Origin of the sequence: Isoptericola maris (genome assembly GCF_048065335.1) — a bacterium.
GTDB classification, from domain to species: Bacteria; Actinomycetota; Actinomycetes; order Actinomycetales; family Cellulomonadaceae; genus Isoptericola; species Isoptericola rhizosphaerae.
Genome location: NZ_JBLUNY010000008.1, coordinates 106,674 through 125,545 on the forward strand (window position 1 = coordinate 106,674; position 18,872 = coordinate 125,545).

General features: G+C 71.4%; 22 protein-coding genes. 16 read left to right on the forward strand and 6 right to left on the reverse strand.

What is annotated here, in order from left to right; genetic code table 11:
• Positions 1-11: 11 nt before the first annotated feature.
• The 4 genes from ACH5HR_RS12725 to ACH5HR_RS16940 form a co-directional block, all read right to left on the reverse strand.
• A complete protein-coding gene (locus ACH5HR_RS12725) occupies positions 12-881 on the reverse strand; it encodes a sulfite exporter TauE/SafE family protein (RefSeq protein ID WP_416478174.1) in 870 nt (289 codons plus the stop codon).
• Between the two features lie 44 nt (positions 882-925).
• Positions 926-2,335 carry a rhodanese-like domain-containing protein gene (locus tag ACH5HR_RS12730; protein WP_416478176.1) on the reverse strand — a complete coding sequence of 470 codons (1,410 nt, stop codon included), beginning with the start codon at positions 2,333-2,335 and terminating at the stop codon, positions 926-928.
• Between the two features lie 199 nt (positions 2,336-2,534).
• Positions 2,535-2,795, reverse strand: coding sequence for a metal-sensitive transcriptional regulator (locus ACH5HR_RS12735; RefSeq protein ID WP_402374157.1), 261 nt, complete (start codon positions 2,793-2,795; stop codon positions 2,535-2,537).
• Positions 2,796-2,838: 43 nt separating this feature from the next.
• Positions 2,839-3,003: a DUF8730 family Cys-rich protein gene (locus tag ACH5HR_RS16940; RefSeq protein ID WP_518486617.1), complete on the reverse strand. Its 165-nt coding sequence runs from the start codon at positions 3,001-3,003 to the stop codon at positions 2,839-2,841.
• A gap of 111 nt (positions 3,004-3,114) precedes the next feature.
• Between ACH5HR_RS16940 and ACH5HR_RS12740 the strand changes: the two genes are divergently transcribed.
• From ACH5HR_RS12740 to ACH5HR_RS12785, 10 genes are all read left to right on the forward strand, one after another.
• Positions 3,115-3,516, forward strand: a complete 402-nt coding sequence (locus tag ACH5HR_RS12740; RefSeq protein ID WP_416478177.1) for a GntR family transcriptional regulator — start codon at positions 3,115-3,117, stop codon at positions 3,514-3,516.
• Positions 3,467-4,213, forward strand: a complete 747-nt coding sequence (locus ACH5HR_RS12745; protein ID WP_416478179.1) for an ABC transporter ATP-binding protein — start codon at positions 3,467-3,469, stop codon at positions 4,211-4,213. Before ACH5HR_RS12740 ends, ACH5HR_RS12745 begins: the two co-directional genes overlap by 50 nt.
• Positions 4,210-5,028, forward strand: coding sequence for a hypothetical protein (locus tag ACH5HR_RS12750; RefSeq protein ID WP_402374163.1), 819 nt, complete (start codon positions 4,210-4,212; stop codon positions 5,026-5,028). The genes ACH5HR_RS12745 and ACH5HR_RS12750 overlap by 4 nt, the downstream gene beginning before the upstream one ends.
• A 36-nt stretch (positions 5,029-5,064) precedes the next feature.
• A complete protein-coding gene (gene lysS, locus ACH5HR_RS12755; RefSeq protein WP_416478180.1) occupies positions 5,065-6,579 on the forward strand; it encodes a lysine--tRNA ligase in 1,515 nt (504 codons plus the stop codon).
• Between the two features lie 12 nt (positions 6,580-6,591).
• Positions 6,592-6,789, forward strand: a complete 198-nt coding sequence (locus ACH5HR_RS12760; RefSeq protein WP_402374167.1) for a hypothetical protein — start codon at positions 6,592-6,594, stop codon at positions 6,787-6,789.
• A gap of 84 nt (positions 6,790-6,873) precedes the next feature.
• Complete coding sequence (locus ACH5HR_RS12765; protein WP_402374169.1) at positions 6,874-7,206, forward strand: histone-like nucleoid-structuring protein Lsr2; 333 nt, start codon at positions 6,874-6,876, stop codon at positions 7,204-7,206.
• 79 nt (positions 7,207-7,285) lie between these two features.
• Positions 7,286-8,386 (forward strand): lactonase family protein, encoded by a 1,101-nt coding sequence (locus ACH5HR_RS12770; protein ID WP_416478182.1) that lies wholly within the window; start codon positions 7,286-7,288, stop codon positions 8,384-8,386.
• A complete protein-coding gene (gene mshA / locus ACH5HR_RS12775; RefSeq protein WP_416478184.1) occupies positions 8,383-9,681 on the forward strand; it encodes a D-inositol-3-phosphate glycosyltransferase in 1,299 nt (432 codons plus the stop codon). Before ACH5HR_RS12770 ends, mshA begins: the two co-directional genes overlap by 4 nt.
• 43 nt (positions 9,682-9,724) lie before the next feature.
• Positions 9,725-10,165 (forward strand): nitroreductase family deazaflavin-dependent oxidoreductase, encoded by a 441-nt coding sequence (locus ACH5HR_RS12780; protein WP_402374175.1) that lies wholly within the window; start codon positions 9,725-9,727, stop codon positions 10,163-10,165.
• 93 nt (positions 10,166-10,258) lie between these two features.
• Positions 10,259-10,999: a phosphoglyceromutase gene (locus ACH5HR_RS12785; RefSeq protein ID WP_402374177.1), complete on the forward strand. Its 741-nt coding sequence runs from the start codon at positions 10,259-10,261 to the stop codon at positions 10,997-10,999.
• A 109-nt stretch (positions 11,000-11,108) separates the two neighbouring features.
• Here the strand turns inward: ACH5HR_RS12785 and phoU are convergent, their stop codons facing one another.
• Positions 11,109-11,777, reverse strand: coding sequence for a phosphate signaling complex protein PhoU (gene phoU / locus ACH5HR_RS12790; protein WP_402374179.1), 669 nt, complete (start codon positions 11,775-11,777; stop codon positions 11,109-11,111).
• 158 nt (positions 11,778-11,935) lie between these two features.
• On the opposite strand from phoU, the gene ACH5HR_RS12795 reads away from it, so the two are divergent.
• From ACH5HR_RS12795 to pstB, 6 genes are all read left to right on the forward strand, one after another.
• Positions 11,936-13,216 carry a sensor histidine kinase gene (locus ACH5HR_RS12795; protein ID WP_416478185.1) on the forward strand — a complete coding sequence of 427 codons (1,281 nt, stop codon included), beginning with the start codon at positions 11,936-11,938 and terminating at the stop codon, positions 13,214-13,216.
• Positions 13,213-13,926: a response regulator gene (locus ACH5HR_RS12800; protein WP_402374182.1), complete on the forward strand. Its 714-nt coding sequence runs from the start codon at positions 13,213-13,215 to the stop codon at positions 13,924-13,926. Before ACH5HR_RS12795 ends, ACH5HR_RS12800 begins: the two co-directional genes overlap by 4 nt.
• Before the next feature lie 141 nt (positions 13,927-14,067).
• On the forward strand, positions 14,068-15,195 hold the full coding sequence (pstS, locus tag ACH5HR_RS12805) for a phosphate ABC transporter substrate-binding protein PstS (RefSeq protein WP_402374184.1): 1,128 nt from the start codon (positions 14,068-14,070) through the stop codon (positions 15,193-15,195).
• Between the two features lie 129 nt (positions 15,196-15,324).
• Positions 15,325-16,311, forward strand: a complete 987-nt coding sequence (gene pstC / locus ACH5HR_RS12810; protein WP_402374186.1) for a phosphate ABC transporter permease subunit PstC — start codon at positions 15,325-15,327, stop codon at positions 16,309-16,311.
• Positions 16,311-17,273 (forward strand): phosphate ABC transporter permease PstA, encoded by a 963-nt coding sequence (gene pstA, locus ACH5HR_RS12815; protein WP_416478186.1) that lies wholly within the window; start codon positions 16,311-16,313, stop codon positions 17,271-17,273. The genes pstC and pstA overlap by 1 nt, the downstream gene beginning before the upstream one ends.
• A 46-nt stretch (positions 17,274-17,319) precedes the next feature.
• A complete protein-coding gene (gene pstB, locus ACH5HR_RS12820; RefSeq protein ID WP_402374190.1) occupies positions 17,320-18,099 on the forward strand; it encodes a phosphate ABC transporter ATP-binding protein PstB in 780 nt (259 codons plus the stop codon).
• Positions 18,100-18,244: 145 nt separating this feature from the next.
• Here the strand turns inward: pstB and ACH5HR_RS12825 are convergent, their stop codons facing one another.
• Positions 18,245-18,715, reverse strand: coding sequence for a hypothetical protein (locus ACH5HR_RS12825; protein WP_402374192.1), 471 nt, complete (start codon positions 18,713-18,715; stop codon positions 18,245-18,247).
• Positions 18,716-18,872: the final 157 nt, after the last annotated feature.

Below are 18,872 nucleotides of genomic sequence, written 5' to 3' on the forward strand. Positions count from 1 at the left end.
GGACCTGGCGATCAGCCGAGCCCGGGCTGCGCGGACCAGGGGCACCGGTTGCGCACGAGGCGGCACATGATCGCGGCCGCTGCGGCCAGGACGGCGACCGTCACGACGACCAGGGCGGCCGCACCGGGAAGCTCCTGGCCCAGCACCACGACCCCCATGGCGAGGACGAAGTAGCCGAATCCTCGGCGCAACGCCGCCTCGGGCACCCGGGAGGTGAGTCGGGCGCCGATCAGCGAGCCCACGACCGCTGCCGCCGTCACGCCCGCGACGAGGCCGAGGTCGAGGGACACCGTGGTGAGGTAGCCTGCCAGCCCCGCGAACGACTTCATCGCGATGACCAGCAGGGACGTCCCCGCCGCGACGGCCATCGGCAGCCCGGCGAGCAGGGCGAGCGCCGGGACCACGAGGAACCCGCCGCCCGCGCCGACCAGGCCGGTGACCAGGCCGACGACCAGGCCGTCCACGACGATACGCAGCCACGGCCGGCCCCCGGCGTCGCGCGACGGAGCGGGCCTCGTGCGGCGCCCGCGCAGCATGGCGGCCGCCGTCGCGATCATCATGACGGCGAAGGCGATCATGAGGATCGTGCCCGGCACCTGCCCGCCGACGAGTCCGCCGACGAAGGCGCCGGCCATCCCGGCCGCGCCGAAGATCAGGCCGGTCCGCCACCGGACGTTGCCACGCCGCGCGTGGGCGAGCATGCTCGCGACGGAGGTGACGCCCACCACCAGGAGCGACGCGGCGATCGCCTCCTTGGGCGGGAACCTGGCCACGTACGTGAGCAGCGGGACGGTGAGGATGGAGCCTCCCCCGCCGAGCAGGCCGAGGGAGAGGCCCACCACCACCGCCAGCAGGAGGACGAGCACCGTCGAGATGTCCATGGTCGTCGCTCAGGTGGCTCGCGGGACGACGGGTCCGGCGCCGGTCACGCCGGCGCGGTGACGGGCCGGGACTGCTGCCGGTCGGCCCAGCCCGCGTAGCTGCCCTCGAGTTCGACGGCGTCGTAGCCGGCGCGACGCAGCGCGCTGGCGATCACGGCGTTGCGCACACCGGACTGGCAGTACGTCACGATCGTGCCGCCGTCGGGCAGCTCGTCCAGGTGCCAGAGCACGCGGCCGCCGCTGAGGTGCTCCGAGCCGGGGATGTGGCCGTCGTCGTGCTCGGTCCTGTTGCGCACGTCGAGCAGCATCGCGGCGTCGACGGCGTCGAGCCCGGACGGCGGGACGACGGCGGGCGTGGTCAGGGGGAGCCCGTCGAGGTCGGGCGTGAAGCCGACCACCGTGTCGATGCCGACGCGGATCAGGTGGTCACGCATCGCCTCGGCGAACTCCTGGTCCGGGGCGAGCAGCACCAGCGGACGGGTCTCCCTCTCGGGGTCGTAGACCCAGGCGCCGTAGCTGGCCGCCTTGGCGAGCCCGGGGACGTGGAGGCTCCGGTCGACCGTGCCGGCGTGCACGGCGTGCTGGTCGCGGGTGTCGACGAGGATCACCTCGTCCGCCTCGAGCCGGCGCGCGAGGTCGGCCTGGTCCGCCCGGTCGACCGGCGACAGCGGGCTGAGCAGCCGCGGTCCGTCCCTGTTCTCGCGCTTCATCCGCGCGAAGTAGGCGTGGGCGTCGGGCTGCCCGTCGAGCAGCTCGTCGATGAAGCCCTGCTCGTCGTCGTCGCGCAGGTAGGGAGTCCACCAGGCGTTGAGGCGCTCGTAGCCGACCGTGGTGGACGGCAGGGCGCCGAGCGCCTTGCCGCAAGCGCTCCCGGCGCCGTGGGCGGGGAAGACCTGGATGTGGTCGGCGAGGGTGAGGAACTCGTCCCGCAGGCTCGCGAAGAGCCGGCGCGCGCCCTCGAAGCGTGTGTCGACGCCGCCCGCGGCCTCGTCGAGCAGGTCGGGGCGTCCGAGGTCGCCGGCGAACACGAAGTCGCCGGTGAGGGCGTAGCCGGGCGAGTCGCTGAAGGCGCCGTCGGTCACCAGCATGGCCAGGTGCTCGGGCGTGTGCCCGGGCGTGTGGCGAGCCTCGATGGTGATGTTGCCGATCGAGATCGTGTCGCCGTGGTGCAGGCGGTTCGCCTCGAACCCGTACTGCCAGTCCCGCCCACCCTCGCCGGAGACGTAGATGTCGGCGCCGGTGGTCGCGGCGAGCTCGCGCGTCCCGGAGAGGTAGTCGGCGTGGATGTGGGTCTCGGTGACGGCCACGATGCGCATGCCGTGCCGCTGGGCGAGGTCGAGGTACTCGGCGACGTCACGCCGGGCGTCGACGACCACGGCCTCGCCCTCGGCCTGGCAGCCGATGAAGTAGCTCGCCTGGGCGAGGTCCTCGTCGTAGATCCGTTCGAGCAGCATGGGGAGTCACTCCTTGAGGTTCGTGCTGGGGGTATCCAATGACACAAGGGCTGCCGGGCCAGGCCGGGAGCATGACCCGGTCCGGTGCGGCGAGACGTCCGGACAGACCTGGTGCAGCAGGATTTCGACGGCGCACCCGCCGAGTCCCACACCCCGCAGGATCCCGGGCAACGTGATCGGCCGGGCTCCGTCGGCGTGGCTACGCCAGGCTGAGGAACAGCTTCTCGAGCCGGTCGACGTCCGCCGCGCCGTTCTCCTCGTCGGCGAGGCACTGCTTCAGGCCTGAGGCGATGATCGCGAACCCTGCGCGGTCCAACGCCTTGGAGACGGCCGAGAGCTGTGTCACCACATCGGCGCAGTCGCTGCCCTCGTCGACCATGCGCACCACAGCGGAGAGCTGCCCCTGCGCGCGCTTGAGCCGGTTCGAGACCTTCTTCATCTCGTCCTTGTCGAGCTCCATGCCTCTTCCTCTCCTCGGGCCGCGGCGTGCGCGCCGCGGGCGGTCACCGCCTGAACAGGCGCGCGAGGACGGAGCGCGGAGCAGGCTCCTGCGCGTGGCCCTCGCACCGGTCGGCCCGCGGGACAGCCCGCATGACCTCGTCGACGTGCTGCCCGCAACCGGCCCACGTCGTCTTGCCGCAGTTCTTGCAGGTCACTGCTCTACACATGGTCTGCCCTTCTCGTCGGTACGACCGAGCATACCTCAATACCCCCCAGGGTATGATGATCCGGCCGTGCTATTGTGCTAATGACTTAATACAGTAGGACAGGAGGGCCGCATGGAGTTCGACACCAGCTCGCCCATCTGGGAGCAGCTCGTCGCCGAGTTCTCGCGGCGCATCGTCACGCGGGCCTGGCCGGCGGGCGGCCGGATCTCCGGCGTCCGCGAGCTGGCGTCGGAGCTCGGCGTCAACCCGAACACCGTCCAGCGGGCGCTGGCCGAGATGGAACGCCGCGGGCTGTGCCGCTCCGAGCGCACCGCGGGCCGGTTCGTCACGTCCGACGAGCAGGTCATCGACGAGGTCCGGGCTCGGCTCGCGGTCGGTGCCGCGGACGACTACGTCCACCGGGCGCGAGGGCTGGGCATGTCCCGGACCCGGGCCCGGCAGCTGATCGAGGAGAGATGGAACCATGACGACCACATCCGCACTGTCGCCCGGGGAGAGCACGGTGACGCCTGAGCGGGGGCTGGTCAGCGTCCGCGACCTGACCGTCCGATACGGGTCCCGCACCGCCCTGGACGGCCTGGACCTGGACCTCCCCGCCGGGCAGATCGTCGGTCTCCTGGGAGAGAACGGCTGCGGCAAGTCGACGCTGCTGAAGACCCTCGCCGGTGTGTACGCCGACTACACCGGCGACGTCCGGGTCGGCGGGCACGCTCCCGGCCCCGAGTCGAAGGCGATCGTGTCCTACCTGCCGGACACGAGCTCCCTGCCCGATCAGGTCCGGGTGCGCTACTGCCTGGACCTGTTCGGCGACTTCTTCGGAGACTTCGACGAGGGCAGGGCACGCGACCTGATCTCCACCTTCGGGCTGGACGAGTCGATGCGGCTCAAGGAGATGTCCAAGGGCATGCGCGAGAAGGTGCAGATCTCCCTCGCGATGGCACGCCGGGCGCGCGTGTTCCTGCTCGACGAGCCGATCTCCGGCGTCGACCCGGCCGCACGCGACGGGATCCTCGACGGCATCCTCCGCAACCTCGAACCCGGGTCGTTGCTGCTCGTCGCCACCCACCTGGTGCACGACCTCGAGACCGCGCTGGACTCGGTGGTGATGATGCGCCACGGCCGCGTGGTCCTCACCGGCGGCGTCGACGACCTGCGCGCCGAGCACGGCGCGAGCCTCGACCAGATCTTCCGAAAGGTGTACCGCTCATGATCACGCTCCTGAGGCACGAACTGGTCCTGACCCGCGCGATGCTCGGGGTCGTGGGCGGTGCCGCGGTCCTCGTGGCCGCCGTCGGTGCCCTGTTCGCCGCGACCGGCTGGCCGGTGCTCGCCCCGGTCGGCACGATGCTCACGGTGGGAGCGGTCTTCGCCGTCGTCCCCGCGGCCCAGATCGTGCTGGCCGTGGCCTACTGGCAGTCCAGCTACGGCCGCCGGGGATACCTGACCCAGACGTTGCCGGTGCGAGGATCCTCGATCTACTGGGCCAAGACGGTCTGGGCGTGGCTGGTCTCCCTCGCCGGGATCGCCCTCAGCCTCGGCATCGCGCTCGCCGTGTCGCCCCTGGTCGGCACCGGCGACGGGACGGGGCGGGGCGACCTGTTCAGGCCGCTGCGCGAGGGCTGGGCGCGACTGGTCGAGATGGCGCCCGCCTGGGGCGTCGTCGCCATCGTGGTCGCGGTCGTCTCGCTCGTCCTGATCTGGCCGGTGCAGTACTTCTTCGCTGCCTCGATCGGGAGCCAGGCACCGCTGAACCGGCTGGGCGTGGGAGGCCCGGTCGTGGTCTGGGTGGGTGTGTACCTGGTCACACAGGTCGCCACCTTCGCCTCGTTCGCCCTCGTGCCGCTGGCGATCGGGGTCGACGACGGCCGGCTGAGCATCGTCCGCTTCGCTGTGTTCGTCGAGATGGTGGCGGGCACCCCCGCCGACGTCATGCCCATCGGGTTCCTGCCGGCGCTGCTGGTGGTGGCCCTGGTGTGCGTCGTCTGGAGCGTGCGCTCCTGGAACCGCCGGGTGTCGCTGGTCTGAGGCCAGGGCCCCTCGGCAGGCCCGTAGAATCGAACGGTGACGACCCCCGAGAATCCCGCCTCCGCCGCGCCCGACGACCTCCCCGAGCAGCTGCGAGTCCGTCTCGAGAAGCGTGACCGCATCATCGCCGAGGGCGGTGAGGCGTACCCCGTCAGCCTCCCGATCACGACCACGATCGTCGCGGTCCGCGACGGGTACGGACACCTCGAGCCCGGCGTCGAGACTGACGACCTCGTCGGCGTCGCCGGCCGGGTGGTCTTCCTGCGCAACACCGGCAAGCTCTGCTTCGTGTCGCTGCAGGACGGCGAGGGGAACCGGTTGCAGGCGATGCTCAGCCAGAAGGTGGTCGGGGAGGAGTCGCTGGCCGCGTTCAAGGCCGACGTCGACCTCGGCGACCACCTGTTCGTCCACGGACGCGTCGCGGCTTCCCGCCGGGGTGAGCTGAGCATCTTCGCCGACTCCTGGCGAATGGCGGCGAAGGCGCTGCGCCCGCTGCCGGTCCTGCACAAGGAGCTCTCGGAGGAGGCACGGGTCCGCCAGCGGTACGTGGACCTCATCGCGCGCCCGGCCGCACGCGACATGGTGCGGGTGCGTGCCGGCGTCGTGCGCTCGCTGCGCGAGAACTTCCACCGCCGTGACTTTCTCGAGGTCGAGACGCCGATGCTGCAGACGGTCGCCTCGGGCGCCTCTGCGCGGCCTTTCGAGACGCACATGAACGCCTACGACATGGATCTGTTCCTGCGGATCGCGCCGGAGCTGTTCCTCAAGAAGGCCGTCGTCGGTGGTGTCGAGCGCGTCTTCGAGATCAATCGCAACTTCCGCAACGAGGGCGCGGACTCCTCCCACTCGCCCGAGTTCGCGATGGTCGAGGCCTACGAGTCGTACGGTGACTACGACACGATGGCGGATCTCACCAAGAATCTTGTGCAGCGGGCTGCCGAGGACGTCCTCGGTACCACCCTGGTCACCCTGGCCGACGGCGAGGAGTACGACCTGGGCGGCGAGTGGGCCGACATCAAGATGTACGACTCCCTCTCGGCGGCCGTGGGAGAGGAGATCACGCCGCAGACGTCGGTGGAGCATCTCATGGCGCTCGCCGAGAAGGTCGAGATCTCGATCGACCCGAAGAAGGCCAGTCACGGAAAGCTCGTCGAAGAGCTGTGGGAGCACCACGTGGGCGACCACCTGCACGCGCCGACCTTTGTCCGGGACTTTCCGGTCGAGACCTCCCCGCTCACGCGCGACCACCGCAGCGTCCCGGGCCAGGTCGAGAAGTGGGACCTCTATGTGCGCGGTTTCGAGCTCGCCACGGCCTACTCCGAGCTCGTGGACCCCGTGATCCAGCGCCAGCGGTTCGAGGCCCAGGCGCTGCTGGCTGCGGCCGGCGACGACGAGGCCATGCGTCTCGACGACGACTTCCTGACGGCGATGGAGTTTGCGATGCCGCCGGCCGGTGGAATGGGGATGGGCATCGACAGGTTGCTCATGGCACTCACCGGCGCCGGCATCCGCGAGACCATTCTGTTCCCGCTCGTCAAGCCGACGCACTGAGAGGATCGAGACATGGATACCTTCTGGGCGGTGCTTGCCGGGCTGGTCCCTTCCGTGGGCGTCGGTCTGCTCTTCTGGTTCGTGATGCGGAAGATCATGCGGGCCGACCGGAACGAGCGTGCGGCGCTCGAGCTCCATGATGCCGAGGCGCGGATGGCTGCGGAGAAGAATTCGGCGAATGGTTCTGCCGAGGCAATCAAGAACGCCTGACCGGTCGTGGTGAGTTGACAATTCATTCTCTGCTCGGGCATGCTCGAATCGCTCAGTCAATTCGAGGCACCGGAGGGTGACAGCGTGGTTCAGAAGACACAGGTCGTACTGATCGACGACATCGACGGGAGCGAGGGTGACGAGACCGTCACCTTTGCGCTGGACGGTGTGTCGTACGAGATCGACCTCTCTGCAGCGCATGCTGCCGAGCTCCGCGAGTCCCTGTCCCAGTGGATCGGGCACGGACGCAAGACGGTGGCAAGGACCACCCCTCGCGCCACGGCGTCGCGCCGTGGCCGCACCGATCGTGAGCAGTTGCAGAAGATCCGCGAGTGGGCGCGCGAGAACGGTCACACGGTCAACGACCGCGGCCGCATCCCGGGTCGCGTCCTGGAGGCCTACGAAGCCGCTCACTGACCCTCACCACAACCAGCCTGCGCCCCGGTCGGATCAGCCCCGCCGGGGCGCGGTGCTGTCCGGAGCCTAGGCTGGCCCCATGATCTCCTCGAGCTCCCGGACCCTGTGGATCGGCACCTATCCCGCGGGCAGCACGCCGGGCACCGGTGAGGGCGTGTGGCGGGTCGAGGTGGACCCGGGCACCGGGGCCTTCGGCACCCCGACGCTCGCCGCGGAGGTGGCGGCGCCGTCCTTCCTGGCTCTGCACCCGCACGCTCCGGCGCTCTACGCCGTCTCCGAGACGGCGCCCGGGAGGCTGACCGCGCTGCACGTCTCCGACGACGGGGGCGCCACCCCGCTCGGCGCGCTCGCCTCGGGCGGCGACGACCCGTGCCACGTGGCCGCGACGCCGCGGACCGTCTGGGTCGCGAACTACGGCGACGGCGCCGCGGCGGCGGTCGCGGTGGCCGACGACGGCACCCCGGCGGAGGACCACCGGGCGGTGCACCTCGGTGAGGGGACCGGGCCGGTCACGGATCGGCAGGAGGGCCCGCACGCCCATCAGGTCACGGTCGTCGGCGACCACGTGCTGGTGACCGACCTCGGCGCGGACCTGGTCCGGCGGTACCCGGTCGACGCGGGCCCCGGCGACGCCGGCCCGAGCCGCTCGCCCGCGGCCGACGACCCGTCCGTGGACGACGACGTCGCGGCACGCCTTCCCGCCGGCACCGGTCCCCGGCACCTCGTCGTCCTGCCGAGCGGTGCCCTGGTGGTGGTCGGCGAGCTCGACGCGCGGCTGCACGTGCTGGTCCCGTCGGGTGCGGGGTGGGAGCACGCGGGCGCCGTGCCGGTCAGGCCGGGCGCCGTCGCCGGGGAGGACTTCGGCGGGCACGTCACCGTGAGCGGGGACGGCACGCGGCTGCACGTGGGTGTGCGTGGGCCGGACGTGCTCGCGGTCCACGAGGTGGCGGACGGCGCCGCACCGACGATCACGCACCTCGCCGACACCTCGTTGGGGGACGGCGGCTGGCCCCGGCACCACGAGGTGCTCGACTCGGACGGGGCGGAGCTCGTGGTCGTGGCCCTGCAGGGGTCGAGCGAGCTCGCCGCGGTGCGGCTGGACGGCGGCTCCGGTGCCGGTGAGGTCGTCTCCCGCGTCCCGTGGGCGACGCCCCCGGCGTGCGTCGTGGTGGCGCGATGACCCCCGCCCGGCCCGGCCCGCGGGTCGCGATGCTCTCGGTCCACACCTCGCCCCTGGACCAGCCGGGCACTGGCGACGCGGGCGGGATGAACGTCTACGTCCTGGAGCTGTCCCGGGCGCTCGCCGGGCGCGGGGCCGAGGTGGAGATCTACACCCGCGCGACGACGTCGGCCCAGCCGAAGGTCGTGGAGGTCGAGCCGGGCATCCGGGTCGTGCACGTGTCGGCCGGGCCGTACGAGGGCCTCGACAAGAACGACCTGCCGGGCCAGCTCTGCGCGTTCACCGCCGGGGTGCTGCGCGCCGAGGCGCACCGCCCGGCCGACTGGTACGACGTCGTGCATGCGCACTACTGGCTCTCGGGGCAGGTCGGCTGGCTGGCCGCCGAGCGCTGGGACGTCCCGCTGGTGCACACCATGCACACGATGGCGCGCGTGAAGAACGCGGCGCTCGCCCCGGGGGACGTCCCGGAGCCGCAGGGCCGCATCATCGGCGAGGAGCAGGTGGTCGAGGCCTCGGACGCGCTGGTCGCGTCGACGCGCGAAGAGGCCGACGACCTCGTGCGGTACTGCCACGCGGACCCGGACCGGGTCCACGTGGTGGCCCCGGGCGTCGACCTGGAGGAGTTCGCCCCGGCGTCGCCCGCGGGGACGACGGCGGAGTCTCGGCGCGCGCTCCGCGAGCGGCTCGGCCTGCCGGACGACCGGCCCGTCGTGCTCTTCGCGGGCCGGGTACAGCTGCTCAAGGGGCCGGACGTCCTCGTGCGGGCGTGGGGGGTCATGGCGGACCACACGGACCCGGCGGGCGCGCCGGAGGACCAGCTGCTCCCGCGGCTCGTGGTCCTGGGTGGTGCGAGCGGTCGTCCGACGGCGGTGCGCGAGCTCGAGGCCCTGGCCCACCAGAAGGGGGTCGGGGAGCACCTGGACGTGCGTCCGCCGGTGCCGCGCAGCGAGCTCGCCGACTGGTACCGGGCGGCCGACGTCGTCGCCGTGCCGTCGCACAACGAGTCCTTCGGCCTGGTGGCGGCCGAGGCGCAGGCCTGCGGGACGCCGGTCGTCGCCGCGGCCGTGGGCGGGCTGCAGACCGTGGTGGTCGACGACGTCTCGGGCGTGCTGGTGCGCGACCACAGCCCGTGGACCTGGGCGCGGGAGCTGACCGGGCTGCTGGCCGACGAGCCCCGGCTCGTCCGGCTCGCGGCGGGTGCCCGGCGCGCGAGCGAGCGTTTCTCCTGGGACCGCGCGGCCGCGGCGATGCTGGACGTGTACGAGCAGGCCGGCAAGGTCCGCCGCGCGAGGTAGCGCACCGGGAATGACCTGGCGGTCCGACGACGTTGGCGCGGACATGCCTATCACCGGAGAATACGTCCCCAGCCCGTCCACCTGGGCCGCCGAGCAGGTCTCGACGTACGAGTCCTCGGGCGGCACCGAGGGCACCACGTTGCGTGGCAAGCCGGTCATCATCCTGACGACCCTTGGCGCCCGGAGCGGCAAGGTGCGCAAGACGCCGCTGATGCGCGTCGAGCACGACGGCGCCTACGCCGTCGTCGCCTCCATGGGCGGTGCACCGAAGCACCCCGTCTGGTACCACAACATCGTGGCGAACCCGCAGGTCGAGCTGCAGGACGGCACGGAGAAGCACGACTACGTCGCCCGCGAGGTCGCCGGCGAGGAGCGGGCGGCCTGGTGGGAGCGCGCGGTCGAGGCGTGGCCTGACTACGCCGAGTACCAGACGAAGACGGATCGCGAGATCCCCGTGTTCGTCCTCGAGCGCGCCGACGCCTGACGGCGGCTCGCCGACGGCGAGACGACGGACGCCAGACGTCCGCGATCCGGCCGGGAAGTGCGTCCGGTCCCTCGGTCAGGGCAGGATGGAGGCATGACCTACACCCTCGTGCTGCTCCGCCACGGCGAGAGCGAGTGGAACGCCAAGAACCTCTTCACCGGCTGGGTCGACGTCCCGCTGTCGGACAAGGGCATCGAGGAGGCGAAGCGCGGCGGCACCCTCCTGACGGAGGCCGACGTGCTGCCCGACGTGCTGCACACCTCGCTGCTGCGCCGTGCGATCTCGACCGCGAACCTCGCGCTCGACGCCGCGGATCTCCACTGGATCCCCGTCAAGCGCAGCTGGCGCCTGAACGAGCGCCACTACGGCGACCTGCAGGGCAAGGACAAGAAGCAGGTCCGCGACCAGTACGGCGAGGAGCAGTTCATGCTCTGGCGTCGTTCGTACGACGTTCCGCCGCCCGAGATCGAGCTCGGCTCGGAGTTCTCCCAGGACGCCGACGTCCGTTACGCGGGGGAGCCGATCCCGCGCAGCGAGGCGCTCAAGCAGGTGCTGGAGCGGGCCCTGCCCTACTGGGACGGCGAGATCGTGCCCGACCTCCAGGCGGGCAAGACCGTCCTGGTGGCCGCGCACGGCAACTCGCTGCGCGCGATCATCAAGCACCTCGACGGCGTCGACGACGAGACCATCGCGGGGCTGAACGTCCCGACGGGGATCCCGCTGCTCTACGAGCTCGACGAGGAGACGCTGAAGCCCACCAACCCGGGTGGCACCTACCTGGACCCGGAGGCCGCGAAGGAAGCCATCGCGGCCGTGGCCAACCAGGGCAAGTAGCCCTCCGGCACACCGGCACGTCCGGCGTGTCGTGCACGACGGCGGCGCCCCCCATCGCGGGGAGCGCCGCCGTCGTCGTCCACAGGGGCCGGAGCGCCGCGTGCGCCGCTCAGGCCTCGGCGACGCGGGAGTGCTCCGCGTCGAAGTCGCCCGTCACGAGGAACGTGATGCGTCGTGCCACGGAGACGCCGTGGTCGCCGAACCGCTCGTAGTAGCGGCCCAGCAGGGTGACGTCCACCGTCTCCTGCGCGGTGCCCGTCCAGTCCGGGGACAGCGTGGCCGCGAACGTGTCCTGGTGGAGCTGGTCGAGGGTGTCGTCGCCCTGCTCCACCTCTGCGGCCAGCGCGACGTCGCGGGTCGCCAGCAGCTCGGTCGTGCGGCGGGCCACGAGGATCGCGGCCTCGTTCATGCTGACGAACGTCTCGCGCGCGCCGTCCGGCACGGCGGGCGCCGGGTACCGGCCGCGCGCCACCTCCGCGACGTGCTGGGCCAGGTCGCCCATCCGCTCCAGCGTGGCGCTGATGCGCAGGGCGCTGATCACGACCCGCAGGTCGGTCGCGACGGGTGCCTGCTGCGCCAGCAGGTGCACGCAGCGCTCGTCCAGCTCCTTCTCGAGCCGGTCGATCTCGTGATCGGCGGCGATGACGTCCTGCGCGAGCTGGTGCTCGCCGTCGAGCAGCGCCGAGCCGGCCCGCGTGATCGCGGACTCGACCAGCCGGCTCATCTCCACCAGTCCCTCACCGATCTGCTGCAGCTCGGCGTCGAAGATCTCTCGCATGGGTGTCCTCCCGGAATTCTTGTGCTGAGCAACTCTCGCAGCCGGCCCAGGCTCCCAGGTGAACGTCGCGAGGTCCACAGGTGAACACTGGACGACACGTCAGGGAGCAGACGGCGCCCTGGCACGGCGAGGGCTCCGGCGCGACCTAGGCTGAGGGCGTGGAGGGAATCATCCAGGGTGCGACCGCCGTCGTCGCCGGCGTGCTCGGCGTCGTCGTCGGGCTGGTCGCTGCCCTCGCCTTCCGCTTCTCGGACCGCATCCAGCGCCGTGACGCGGACGCCGGGACGTCGGAGCTCGACAGCGGTCTCGTGCGGGTGCTGTCGGTGCTGCGCTCCGCCGCCGTGGTGCTCGGCGACGACGACGAGGTGATCCGGGCGTCCCCGCCCGCGTATGCGCTCGGCATCGTGCGCAACGACGCGCTGGTGCACCCGGCGATCGTCGACATGGTGCGGGAGGTGCGCCGCGACGGCGTCATCCGCGAGGAGGAGCTGGAGCTGCCGCGCGGCCCGATCGGCTCCGGCACGGTGCTGCTGCAGGTGCGGGTCGCGGCGCTGGGGCTCGACAACCTCCTCGTCCTGGCCGAGGACCGCACCGAGGCGCGGCGCGTCGAGGCCATCCGTCGGGACTTCGTCGTCAACGTCTCCCACGAGCTGAAGACGCCGGTGGGCGCGCTCGCGCTGCTCGCGGAGACCGTGCAGGACGCCGCTGACGACCCCGTGGCCGTGCGCCGGTTCACCGAGCGGATGCAGTCCGAGGCGCACCGGCTGTCCGCCCTGGTGCACGAGATCATCGAGCTCTCGCGCCTCCAGGTGGCCGGAGCGTTGCAGCAGGTCCGCCCCGTCCCGGTGCGCGACGTCGTCGACGAGGCCGTCGACCGGGCCCGCACGACGGCGCAGGGCAAGAACATCACCATCACGGTGGGCGGCTCGGTGGACTGCGTCGTCTTCGGTGACCACAACCTGCTCGTGACGGCGGTGCGCAACCTGCTCGACAACGCCGTGTCCTACTCGGGGGAGAACACCCGCGTGGGCGTCGGCGTGCACGAGCGCGGCGGCCTGGTCGAGATCGACGTCGTCGACCAGGGCATCGGCATCTCCGCGGAGGTGCAGGAGCGGGTCTTCGAACGCTTCTACCGCGTCGACCCGGCGCGTTCGCGGGACACGGGCGGCACGGGCCTCGGGCTGAGCATCGTCAAGCACGTCGCCGCCGACCACGGCGGGGACGTGCGCGTGTGGTCCGAGCCGGGCAAGGGGTCGACCTTCACCTTGCGGATTCCTGCCGCGGACCTCCCGGCCGGCGAGCCGCCCGGGTCGACGGCGAGCCCGGCAGACGCGACCGACGACGTGACCCACGTTTCGCACGTGCCCCCGAGGGCGGGGCGCGGCGGTGACCATGAGCACGGGCCGGAAGGCCCGACGAACGAGGAGGTAGGCGCGTGACGCGCATCCTGGTGGTCGAGGACGAGGAGTCCTACCGCGACCCGCTGACGTACCAGCTGACCCGCGAGGGCTACGAGGTCGTGGCGACGTCGAACGGCAACGACGCGCTGGACCGGTTCGACGACGGCGGCGCGGACCTCGTGCTGCTCGACCTGATGCTCCCCGGCCTCAGCGGCACGGAGGTGTGCCGGGAGCTGCGGCAGCGAGGAGACGTGCCGATCATCATGCTCACCGCCAAGGACTCGGAGATCGACAAGGTCGTGGGCCTGGAGCTCGGCGCGGACGACTACGTCACCAAGCCGTACTCGTTCCGCGAGCTGCTGGCGCGCATGCGTGCGGTCATGCGGCGGCGTGGGGCGGCCGGTGCCGACAGCGGCGCCAACGGCCACGACGACGACGGCGAGTCGGTCCTCGAGGTCGGCCCGGTGCGCATGGACGTGGAGCGGCACACGGTGGCCGTGGGCGGGGAGGCGGTCTCGCTGCCCCTCAAGGAGTTCGACCTGCTCGAGCTGCTGCTGCGCAACGCCGGTCGCGTGCTGACCCGCGGGCAGCTCATCGACCGGGTGTGGGGCGCCGACTACGTCGGCGACACGAAGACGCTCGACGTCCACGTCAAGCGCATCCGCTCCAAGATCGAGGCCGACCCCGGGTCGCCGGCCCTCCTCCTCACGGTGCGCGGGCTGGGGTACAAGCTGGCCGACGAGTCCTGAGAGGCGGTCTCGCCAACAGGCCCTCGGCTGTTCATGAGTCGTTCACCTGCTCCTGGTCACCGGGTCATCTGGCCTCCTTAGCGTTCCATCCGAACGCCGGCGGCCGCCGGTGCCACCACATGCGTGAAGGATGGACGACTCGTGAACCTCAGCCGATTCACTCGTGCAGGATCTGCCGTCGCCGTCGGCGTGCTCGCCCTGAGCCTCGCCGCGTGCGGCTCGGACCCCGAGCCTGCGGACACCGCCTCGGGCGGCGACGGCGCGGAGTCGACGGAGACCGGCGACGCGACGGCCTCGCTCTCCGGCGAGCTCTCGGGCGGCGGTGCCTCGTCGCAGGAGGCCGCGATGAACGCCTGGCGCGCCGGCTTCCAGCAGGCGAACCCGGACGCCACCGTGAACTACGACCCGGTCGGTTCGGGCGGCGGGCGCACCGGGTTCGGTGACGGCTCCTACAAGTTCGCCGGCTCGGACGCCGCGCTGGACGACGAGGAGCTCGCCGCCGCCGAGGCCCAGTGCGGCCCGGACGGGGTCATCGAGTTCCCCGGCTACGTCAGCCCTGTGGCGGTGGCCTTCAACCTCGAGGGCGTCGACTCGCTGAACATGCAGCCCGAGACGATCGCCAACATCTTCCTCGGCGAGATCACCACCTGGGACGACGAGGCGATCGCCGCGGACAACCCGGACGCCGAGCTCCCCGGCACGGCGATCACCGTGGTGCACCGCTCCGACGAGTCGGGCACGACGGAGAACTTCGAGGAGTACCTCTACACGGTCGCACCCGACATCTGGACGACCGAGCCGTCCGGTGTCTGGCCGATCGACGGCCAGGAGTCCGCGCAGGGCACCTCCGGGGTCGTCGGCGCCGCCCAGGCCGGTGACGGCACCATCACCTACGCCGACGCCTCCCAGGTCGCCGACCTGGGCACCGTCGCGGTCGGTGTCGGCGACGAGTTCGTGCCGTACTCGGCCGAGGCCGCCGCCGAGGTCGTCGCCCAGTCGCCGCGTACCGAGGGCACCAGCGAGTACGTCTACTCGATCGACCTGGAGCGCGACATCCCGGGCACCTACCCGATCGTGCTCGTGTCGTACTCCCTCGCCTGCACGTCCTACGACGACGCGGAGACCGCCGAGCTGGTCAAGGGCTTCCTGACCTACCTCGCCAGCGAGGAGGGCCAGCAGGCCGCCTCCGACGCCGCCGGTTCCGCGCCGCTGTCCGACACGATCCGCCAGGCGATCATGCCCGGCATCGAGTCGATCTCCGCGAGCTGACCCGACCACAGGCTCCGGCCGGCGGCCGGGGGCCCCCCCCCCCCCCGCGCCCCCCCCCGCCCCCGGCACCGCCGTCTGGCACCAGAGCAGAGTCGAGAGCAGCGCACCCAGCATGAGCGAGGAATCCGAGTGAGCATCACCGACAGCCCGCCTCGAGCGGGCACCCGCGCGGTCCGCCGACGGCGGTCGTCCGACCGCGGCTTCAACCGCGTCTTCCGCTGGATCGCCGTCGGCGCCGGCGTCCTGATCCTCGTCGTGCTGGCCGCGGTCGCACTGTTCCTGCTGTGGCAGGCATGGCCGGCGATCACGGCGGGCAGCACCGAGCTCGCGTCGGCCGTGCCCCGCTACCCGGAGGACACGTCCCTCCTGGGGTACGTGGGACCCCTCGTCTTCGGCACGCTCCTGGCCGCGGTCCTCGCACTGTGCCTGGCGGTCCCGGTGGCGATCGGCATCGCGCTGTTCATCTCGCACTACTCGCCGCGGCGCCTGTCGCAGGTGCTGGGCTACCTCGTCGACCTGCTGGCCGCGATCCCCTCGGTCGTCTACGGCCTCTGGGGCTTCCTCGTGCTGGCCCCCGTGCTGACGCCGGTCTGGCTGTGGCTGAACGAGAACCTGAGCTGGATCCCGCTGTACGGCGGCCAGGCGTCCACGACCGGGCGAGCGATGGCCACGGTCGGCGTGGTGCTGGCCGTGATGATCCTGCCGATCATCACCGCGGTGTCCCGCGAGGTCTTCCTCCAGACGCCCAAGCTGCACGAGGAGGCGGCGCTCGCCCTCGGCGCCACCCGCTGGGAGGTCGTGCGCACCGCGGTCTTGCCCTTCGGGCGGTCCGGCGTGATCTCCGCGGCCATGCTCGGTCTGGGCCGCGCGCTCGGCGAGACGATGGCTGTGCTGATGATCATCTCGCCCGGGTTCTCCTACAGCCTGGACATCCTCGCCGCGGGGCAGCACCAGACGATCGCCGCGTACATCGCCGCAGACTTCCCGGAGTCGACCGGGCTCGGCATCAACACGCTGATCGCGACCGGCCTCGCCCTGTTCGTCATCACGCTGGCCGTCAACATGACCGCGCGCTGGATCGTCGCGCGCCGCAAGGAATTCTCGGGGGCCAACTGATGAGCGTCGCGACCGGAACCACGAACACCGCGGACGCCACCGAGCGCACCCGCGCCCTGCTCACGGCGGCCGACCCGGGCCGCCGCCGCACCGACCTCGTCATGCGGAGCCTCATCTGGTTCGCCTTCGCCCTGGCGATGGTCCCGCTGGTCTGGCTCCTGTGGACCGTCACGGTCGAGGGCGTCGGCCGGATGAGCATCGACTTCCTGTCGCTGTCGATGCGCAACATCTTCGGCGGCGACCCCACCGGCGGCATCTACCACGCGATCATGGGCACGCTCGTGATCACCGGGATCGCCGCGCTCATCTCCGTACCGGTGGGCGTGCTCACGGCGATCTACCTCGTCGAGTACGGGCGCGGCTGGCTGGCCAAGGCGGTCACGTTCTTCGTGGACGTCATGACCGGCATCCCGTCGATCGTCGCCGGGCTCTTCGCCTTCTCGCTCTTCGCCCTCTTCCTCGGCCCGAGCGCCCAGATGGGCTTCATGGGCGCGGTCGCGCTCTCCGTGCTCATGATCCCGGTGGTGGTGCGCTCCTGCGAGGAGATGCTCAAGCTCGTCCCGAACGAGCTGCGCGAGGCCTCCTACGCGCTGGGCGTGCCGAAGTGGTTGACGATCGTCAAGGTGGTGCTCCGCACCTCGATCGCGGGCCTGACCACGGGCGTGCTGCTCGCCGTCGCCCGCGTCATCGGCGAGACGGCCCCGCTGCTCGTCACCGTGGGCGTCACCGACTCGATCAACATGAACCCGTTCGACGGCCGCATGATGACGCTGCCCGTCTTCAGCTACCGGCAGTACCACCAGGGCTACGCGCCCTGCCCGTCCGGCGAGTCGGCGTCGTGCGTGGCGGACATCGCGTTCCAGAACGCGTGGGGCTCCGCACTCGTGCTCATCGCGATCGTCCTGGTCCTCAACATCGTCGGCCGACTGGTGAACCGTTGGTTCTCCCCGAAGCTGCGCTGACGCGCAGACCCGCCGACCAGACGCAGCTCAGAAGAAGGAAATAACGATGGCACAGCGCATCGATGTCAAGGATCTCAACATCTACTACGGCGACTTCCTCGCCGTGCAGGACGTCGCGATGACGATCGAGCCCGAGTCGGTGACGGCCCTCATCGGCCCGTCCGGCTGCGGCAAGTCGACGTACCTGCGCACGCTCAACCGGATGCACGAGGTGATTCCTGGTGCGCGCGTCGAGGGCAGCGTCCAGCTCGAGGGCGTCGACCTCTACGGGTCGGACGTCGACCCGGTCGCGGTGCGCCGCAACGTGGGCATGGTGTTCCAGCGCCCCAACCCGTTTCCCACGATGTCGATCCGCGACAACGTGCTGGCGGGCGTCAAGCTCAACAACAAGCGGATCTCCAAGGCCGACGCCGACGACCTGGTCGAGTCCTCGCTGCACGGCGCCAACCTGTGGAACGAGGTGAAGGACCGCCTCGAGAAGCCGGGGTCCGGACTCTCCGGCGGGCAGCAGCAGCGGCTGTGCATCGCTCGGGCCATCGCCGTGAAGCCGCAGGTGCTCCTCATGGACGAGCCCTGCTCGGCCCTCGACCCGATCTCGACCATCGCGATCGAGGACCTGATCGGCGAGCTGAAGAACGACTACACGATCGTGATCGTCACGCACAACATGCAGCAGGCGGCGCGCGTGAGCGACCGGACGGCATTCTTCAACATCGCCGGCACCGGCAAGCCGGGCAAGCTGATCGAGATGGACGACACGTCGACGATCTTCTCGTCGCCGGCCGAGAAGTCGACCGAGGACTACGTCTCCGGCCGCTTCGGCTGACCGCGGGGTAGTACCGCGCCTGCCGAGGCAGTACCGCCGGCCGCCGCGTCGCAACGAGAAGGCCCCTCCCGCTCGAGCGGGAGGGGCCTCTTCCTACTACCTCGACGGCGCCGCTACTACCTCGGCGCCGCTACTACCTCGGGGGTCAGGGGAGGTACTCGGCGTACTCCGGGAGCGTGCCGTCGAGGACGGGCAGGTAGAAGTCCTCCGTCGCGCCGGCGGCGGAGAGCGACGCCTCGAGGTTCGCGCCGGGGATCGCCGCCACGGAGCCGAGCATGACCTGCTCGCCGTCCTCGGTGCCGAGGTAGACCGTCCCGTTCGCGGGCACGGGGACGCTCACCGGGCCGGAGCCGGGGGTGGTCAGGACGAACTCGACGTCCTCGGAGGACTCGTTGGCGAGAGCGCCCAGCACCCTGCCCTGCTCACCCTCGGCAGCGGACACGACCATCAGGTTGAGACCGCGCACGTCGGCGTCCTCGAAGTCGACACGGCTGCCGTCCGAGGGCGAGTAGGCGAGCTGCGTGGTGATCGGTGCGCACGCCCCCAGCAGCAGCGCTCCGACGGCGGCGCCCGCGACGGCGAGGGTGGTTCGGGCAGGACGGGCGGAGCGGGCCACGTGCTCTCCTTCGGCTGGAGCGTGCGTGCCGACGGCAGGTCTTGTGCACGCGTTGTGTCACTGGATGGGAGGACGCAGAGCGCCCGGCGCTATCCTAGTGCGGTTCGCCGACCTACATCCACCGAGGTTCCCGGCAACGCTCTGACCTGCGGCGATG